The sequence below is a fragment of the Frankia sp. CcWB3 genome (assembly GCF_977927595.1).
On sequence record NZ_CDWRCK010000198.1, the window covers coordinates 2,003 to 8,626 of the forward strand.

At 73.5% G+C, this 6,624-nt stretch carries 4 protein-coding genes and 1 pseudogene; 3 read left to right on the plus strand and 2 right to left on the minus strand.

Annotated elements, in window-relative coordinates:
* Positions 1-275 precede the first annotated feature (275 nt).
* Both ACY5KJ_RS14805 and ACY5KJ_RS14810 read right to left on the minus strand, forming a co-directional pair.
* Entirely contained in the window at positions 276-2,270 is a 1,995-nt protein-coding gene (locus tag ACY5KJ_RS14805; RefSeq protein WP_462203610.1) for a rhodanese-like domain-containing protein, read from the minus strand.
* Positions 2,271-2,447: 177 nt separating this feature from the next.
* Positions 2,448-2,888: pseudogene (locus ACY5KJ_RS14810) on the minus strand (ATP-binding cassette domain-containing protein); the annotation flags it as partial.
* A gap of 63 nt (positions 2,889-2,951) precedes the next feature.
* Here ACY5KJ_RS14810 and ACY5KJ_RS14815 point away from each other — a divergent pair.
* From ACY5KJ_RS14815 to ACY5KJ_RS14825, 3 genes are all read left to right on the plus strand, one after another.
* A complete protein-coding gene (locus ACY5KJ_RS14815; protein WP_462203608.1) occupies positions 2,952-4,250 on the plus strand; it encodes a sensor domain-containing phosphodiesterase in 1,299 nt (432 codons plus the stop codon).
* Between the two features lie 198 nt (positions 4,251-4,448).
* A complete protein-coding gene (locus ACY5KJ_RS14820) occupies positions 4,449-5,735 on the plus strand; it encodes a hypothetical protein (RefSeq protein WP_462188712.1) in 1,287 nt (428 codons plus the stop codon).
* Between the two features lie 4 nt (positions 5,736-5,739).
* Positions 5,740-6,624: transporter substrate-binding domain-containing protein (locus tag ACY5KJ_RS14825; RefSeq protein ID WP_462203609.1), on the plus strand; the 885-nt coding region annotated here is incomplete at its 3' end.

Below are 6,624 nucleotides of genomic sequence, written 5' to 3' on the forward strand. Positions count from 1 at the left end.
ACCTGACGGCGGGATGATGTCCCCGTCCGTAGTCCGGCAGGGGCCCGGGTTCTCGGCTGCATCCGGCGCTCCACTCCCGCCAGCCGGTACACGATCATGGACGGCGAGTTCTGGGGAGCGCGGCGAGTTCTGGGGAGCAGGGAACGGTCCAGGGGTTGCAAACCGTGCCCAGGTCCCCAAAATTCGCCCGGCCCCGGCCCCGGCCCACCGTGCGAGAAGCGGCGTTCCTGACGGCACCGATCGCGGTGACGGCGGTGACGGCGGCGGTGATGGGGTCATTGCGGACCCGTGGCGACGGGCCGGTCGGGGTCGGACGACCAGGCCGACCAGGAACCCGGGTACAGGGCGGCGTCGATGCCGGCGACGGCGAGCGCGGCGATCTCGTGGGAGGCCGTCACTCCGGACCCGCAGTACACCCCGACCGGCCGCGACTGCCCGTCGGCCCCGTTCCCGTCGGCCCCGTTCCCGCTGCCGACGCCGAGGGCCGCGAACCGGGCCCGCAGCTCGTCCCGGGGCAGGAACCGGCCGCTCGCGTCGAGGTTCTCCCCCGTCGCGGCGCTCACCGCTCCCGGGATATGGCCGGCGCGCGGGTCGATCGGTTCCACCTCGCCGCGATACCGCTCGGCCGCGCGGGCGTCGAGGAGGACACCCTCGCGGGCCACCCGGGCGGCGCCGTCCGCGTCGAGCACCGGCAGCTGACCGGCGTGCAGGACGATGTCGCTGGGCGCCGAGATGATCTCCCCGGTCTCGAGCGGGAACCCGGCGTCCCGCCAGGCCGCGAGTGCCCCGTCGAGGATGCGGACGTCGGCGACGCCCGCCCAGCGCAGCAGCCACCAGGCCCGGGCTGCGGACAGCCCGCCGACCGCGTCGTAGACCACGACCGCACGCCCGGCGGTCAGTCCCCAGCGCCGGGCGGCCTGCTGGAGGTCGGCGAGCTCGGGCAGCGGATGCCGCCCGGCGGTCCCGCCCGGTGCGGCGGCGAGCTCGGTGTCCAGGTCGACGTAGACCGCGCCCGGCAGGTGGCCCTCGCGGTAGTGATCGTGCCCGTGCGGGTCACCCAGCGCCCAGCGGACGTCGAGCAGCAGCGGTGGGCCGGGCGAGAGCAGCTCGTCGTGCAGACGCCTCACGTCGACGAGGACCTCCCCGAGCGCCGCGCCGGCACGCGTCCCGCCGGCATCCGGGGCCACGTCGGCGTAGGGGACCACACCGGCAGGTGCCGAGGCCACGCCGGCAGGTGCCGAGGCCAGCAGGGCGGCGAGGTCGGCCTGGTCGAATCCGCCCGGCGGTATGCCGGTGCGCGCCGCGGTGGCGATCCGCCGCTGCACCCCGGCGTTGACCGGTGCCGCCAGCCCGTGCAGGCGGGCCAGCAGCACGATCTCGCCGTTGAGGAAGTCCGACTCGACCGACCCGCCCCGCGCCAGGCTCTGCCAGGTGGAGCTGCCCTCCCGGGAGAAGCCGGGGATCTCGTGCAGAACGAGGCCGGACAGGTCGAGCCCGTCGTCCGGACGGACGCCGGCGGTCTCCACGCCGGCCGCGGCGAACACCCGCCGCGCCTCCTCGACCAGCGCGGCAGCCGCCGCGTCGCGCAGCTCGCTCGGGGCATAGATCGCGTCGAGGTTATAGGCCAGGTTGCCCAGCAGCTTGCCGGCCTTTCGTCGGTCGATGTCCGCGACAACCGCGACGGCGAACGAGGCTCGGCGCAGGTCGGCCGCGACGGCCTCGGCGGTCGGGTCGTCGACGGCGCCACGAGGGGCGCGGCCCAGGTAGAAGGCCGCCGCGAGCGGGGCCGCCGGGGACACGACCTCGCCGGGTCGCACGTGCGAGGAGGGGCTGAGGACGACCGCGTCGATCACCGTGGCGAACCGGCGCAACGCCGTGCGGGCGTTCTCGATCCCGTTCTGAAGCAGCACGACGGGCAGCGCCTCCGCCGCCGTGCGCCGCGTGCCGTCGGCGTCGGCGTCGACCGGCCGCCACGCCCACTGTGCGAGCAGCGCCTCGGAGTCCTGCGACTTGGTGGCGAGGACGAGCACGTCGTCACCACGCAGGTCGACCTCGTCCGGGCCGCCGACAACGTCGAGAGGGATCCGCCGCTCGTCGGGCTCACCGCCGGGCGTGGCCGGCGGTCGGATGTAGCGCAGCCCGCCCGCCCGCAGCGCCGCGAGGTTCGCGCCCCGGGCCACGACGACGACGTCGATCCCGGCGAGCCGCAGCTCCACGGCGACGGTCGCGCCGACGGCCCCGGCTCCGATGACGATGTACCTGCGACTCATCGTGCGTCCTTTCCTTGGTGCGGCGGCGGGCGCGGCCGCGAACCGTTGCCCGGGGATCGCGCCAAGCAGCTCGCGGGTGTGGTCTTGCGTCGGCGCGGTGAGGACGTCGGCCGCCGGACCATTCTCGACGATGCGGCCAGCGCGCAGCACCGCGACCTCGTGGGCGAGCTGGTCGAGCAGCTCGCGCGCCCGGGCGGCGCGGCTGGCCCGGTCGCCGACGCGGAAGGAGACCAGCGGCTCGGCGATGCTCTCCCCGACGGTGGACCGCGGGTCCAGCGAGGAGAACGGGTTCTGGTGGACGAACTGGAACCGCCGCCGCAGCGGCCGCAGCTGCGACCAGCCGGCGGAGGTGATGTCCTGCTCGTCGAGGTGGATCCGGCCGCTGGTCGGCTTCCCCAGGCCCATCGCGATGGTCTTGCCCGAGCCGGACTCGCCGACGACGGCGACGGTCTGTCCCGGGGCGATCGTGAAGTCGACGTCCTCCACCGCCGAAATCGTCCTCCACCGCCGGAGTCGTCCGCCCCGACGTGTGTAGGCGATGGACAGCCCGGTGAGCTCCACGATGTTCCGGCCCGCCACGGCGCCTGCCTTCGTGCTCACCGTGCTTACCGTATTCACGTGTCACCGTGCTCACCGGCATGCCCGCGCTCCGGCCCGGCATGACAGCAGGTGGTTTCGGGCATGCCGAACATGGAGGTGGTCCGGATGGCGGATGCGCTGTCGACGTTGGGCCCGCTGGCAGGCGTCACGCAGCCGGACACGGTAGTGACGGATCTACTCGAGATCCTGCGCCGACATCTGCGGATAGACGTCGCGGGGCTGGCCCGGATCGACGGGGATCTGCTTGTCCTGCAGGTTCTCAGCGGGGACGCACGGGGGTTCAGGCTGGCGCCGGGTTCGACGATCCGCCGCAAGCACACCCTGCTCGGGCGGGTGCTGTCCGGCGAGATACCGGTGATCGTCGCGGACACGCGCACCGATCCACGCACCGCGGGCGCGGGCCTCGTCCGCGAGCTGGGAGTCGGCGCGTACGCCGCGGCGCCGGTCGCCGACAACGACGGCGAGGTGTACGGCATAGTCGGCTGCTTCGCCCACGACGCGCTCCCTCAGCCACGCGACCGCGACGTGCACTTCCTGCACCTGTTGGCGGCCTTCCTGAGTGACGCGGTCCTCGACCTGCACCGCCTGTGGGAACAGCGACGCCGCATCTGGCAGGAAGTGAGCGACCTCATCGACGCGGGCGGCCCAAAGATGATCTTTCAGCCGATCTTCAGGCTCGCAGACGAACGGATCGTCGGGGTCGAGGCGCTGTCCCGCTTCCCCCACACGACCGGCGGTGCGCAGCAATGGTATAATGACGCCGCGACCGTCGGCCTGAGCATCGAGCTGGAACTCATGGCGATCCGCCACGCGCTGACCGTCCTGCCGACGCTCCCGTCCGACCTCACCCTCGCCGTCAACGCCTCGCCGTCCACCATCACCTCCGGCCTGATCGACATCCTTCCCGATCAGGGGGCCGATCGCCTCATCGTGGAGATCACCGAGCACGAGCACATCGGCGACGACTCGGAGCTACTGGCCGCCATCAGCATGCTGCGCCGCCGCGGAGTCCGCATCGCGATCGACGACGTCGGCACCGGCTACGCGGGCCTGGAACAGCTCATCCACCTGCGCCCGGAGATCATCAAACTGGATCGGGTCCTCACCCACGGAATCGACACCGATCCGGCCAGGCGCGCCATCGCGACGGGACTGGTGCAGGTCGCCGGCGAGATCGGCGGCTGCGTCATCGCCGAGGGCATCGAGACCCCGATGGAGCTCGACACGGCGATGGCGGCCGGAATCCCCTACGGCCAAGGTTACCTGCTTGGTCATCCCACCACGACCGCCGGGGCCGCCTGGGTGGAGCACTCCGCGCACCGGCCGACGGCCGCCGAACCGGAACCGGTGCCGGCCGCATCCTCCCGGCGGCTCGGCTGAGCCCGTGGCGGCTACCCGGGGCGGGGTCAGCCACGTCGAGAACCGGATCATGATCGACCCGGACCTCTGATCCCACGGCCGGCTGACCCCACGGCCGGCTGACCCACCGCCACAGCGCCAGCACGAGGTACCAGCCGGGGTGACGCCAAGGTGACAGTGGGCCACCCGGCGGTTCCGTAGGCCATACGCTCACCAGCCATGACCGCGGTGGCTACGGGGGTACGGCGCCGGGCGGCGACCCCGCCGGGCCGGCTGCGCCTGCTGTCCGTGCTCGTGGTCCTCGCGCTCGTCGCACTGTGGGCCACCGTCCTCGGCGCCACGCAGACCCGCCGGCACGCGATCGACACCCTGGCCAAGGACAGCGGCGCGTCCTTCATCGCCGCCCAGAGCCTGCGCGCCGAGCTCTCCGCGGCGGATGCCACGGCGGCCCGTGCCTTCCTCGCCGGCGGCGTCGAACCACCGGGGCAGCGTCCCGCCTACGCGCGCAGCATCGCCGCGGCGAGCGACCGCGTCGTCGATCTCGCCCGCGCTGGCAGTCCACGCCAGCCCCTGGCCGTGCTCTCCGCGCAACTGCCCGTCTACACCGGCCTGGTCGAACGGGCCCGGGCGAACAACCGGCTCGGCCTCGCCGTCGGCGGGGCCTACCTGCGGCAGGCGTCCGCGCTGATGCGGGACACCATCCTGCCCGCCGCCGACGCGCTGGCCGCCACCGGCGCCACCGACATCGACCACGGCTACCGGCGGGCGAGCTCCTGGCACCAGGTGCTCCTGGTCGGCGCCGTCGGTGCCGCGACGCTCGCCGGGCTCGTCGCGCTGCAGGTGCGGCTGTTCCGGCGCACCCACCGGATCCTCAATCCGCCGCTGCTCGCCGCCACGGCGCTCACCGCAATCATCCTCGGGTTGACGCTGACCGCGTTCGGCGTGGAACGCGGCCGTCTCGTCGAGAGCCGGGACCACGGGTACGTCCCGATGACGCTGACCGCGCAGGCCCGGGTGCTGGCATTACGGGCGTGGGGCGACGAAAGCCTGTCGCTGGTCGCCCACGGCAACAGCGTGGAACTCGGCGAGGACGCCCGCGCCGCGGCCGCCCGGCTGGGCTACGACGGCAGGGGGCGACGGACCGGGACCGGGGTTCTGCCGGCGACGGTGGCCCTGCGCGGCCCGGACGGCCCGGCCCGCGCCGCCCTGGAACCGGCCTGGCGCGGGTACCAGGCGACAAGCCTGCGGGTCGGTAACCTGGTGTCCGATGTCGGCGGGTTCCAGCAGGCGGTGGCCGTGGCGCTCGGCGAGGGCACGACCTCCTTCACCCGGTTCGACGACGCCTCGGAAGCGGTGTTCACGACCAGCCGTACCCGCTTCGAAGCGCGCCTGTCCGCCGCCGGCGAGGCGCTGAGCCGCCTGCCGCTCGGCGCCACCGTGGCGCTCGGGCTCGCCGCGGCCCTGGCCTTCGTCGGCATCCAGCTGAGAATCAACGACTACCGGTGAGCCAATGATGATCATCCGGTTCGCGGTGACGCGAGCGGTGACGGTACTGATTACCGTCGCCCTGGCGGTCGGCGTCACCGCCTGCGGCACGGTCGACAGTTCGCTGCCGGCCCAGGCCCGACCCCTGGACCCCGCGACGCCGACGCCCCCGCGGCCCGCCGCCCTCACGCCCGCCGCCGCAGCCGTGACACCGACACCCACCTGCGACAATCCGCAGGCCAGCTGGCGCCCGCCGGACCGGCTGCCCCCGCCGGGCGCGATGCCCACGGGCACCGTCCTGGAGACGATCGAACGCCGCGGCTACCTCACCGCCGGGATGCTGGCCGACGTCCCGCCCTTCGGGTCGATCAGCCCGTTCACCGGCCAGTTCGCGGGCTTCGACGTGGAGATCGCCAACCTGATCGGCCGGAGGATCTTCGGCGTAGACGGACGCGTGCGGTTCCGCGCGGTCACCTACGCCGAGCGCATCCCGGTCCTGCGCGACGGCGCTGTCGACGTCGTCGTGGCGACCATGACGACGAACTGCGAGCGGCGCGCGCTGGTGGACTTCTCCGTCGTCTACTACAACGAGACGCAACGGGTCCTGGTCCCCCGCGACTCGCCGTACCAGGGGATGGACGATCTCGGTGGGCGACGGGTCTGCACGGCGGCCGGCGCCACCTCGACGGCGACCGTCCGGCGGGCGCCGTCGCGCCCGGTGCTGCGCACCGTGCCGAACATCGCCGACTGCCTCGTGCTGCTCCAAGCCAGGGAGGTCGACGCCGTCACGACCACCACGGCCATCCTCAACGGGATGGCCGCCCAGGACCCGCGGCTGTACGTCGTCGGACCGGCCCTGTCGGACGAGCCGGACGCGGTCGCCGTCAGCCTCGACCATCCGGAACTGGAT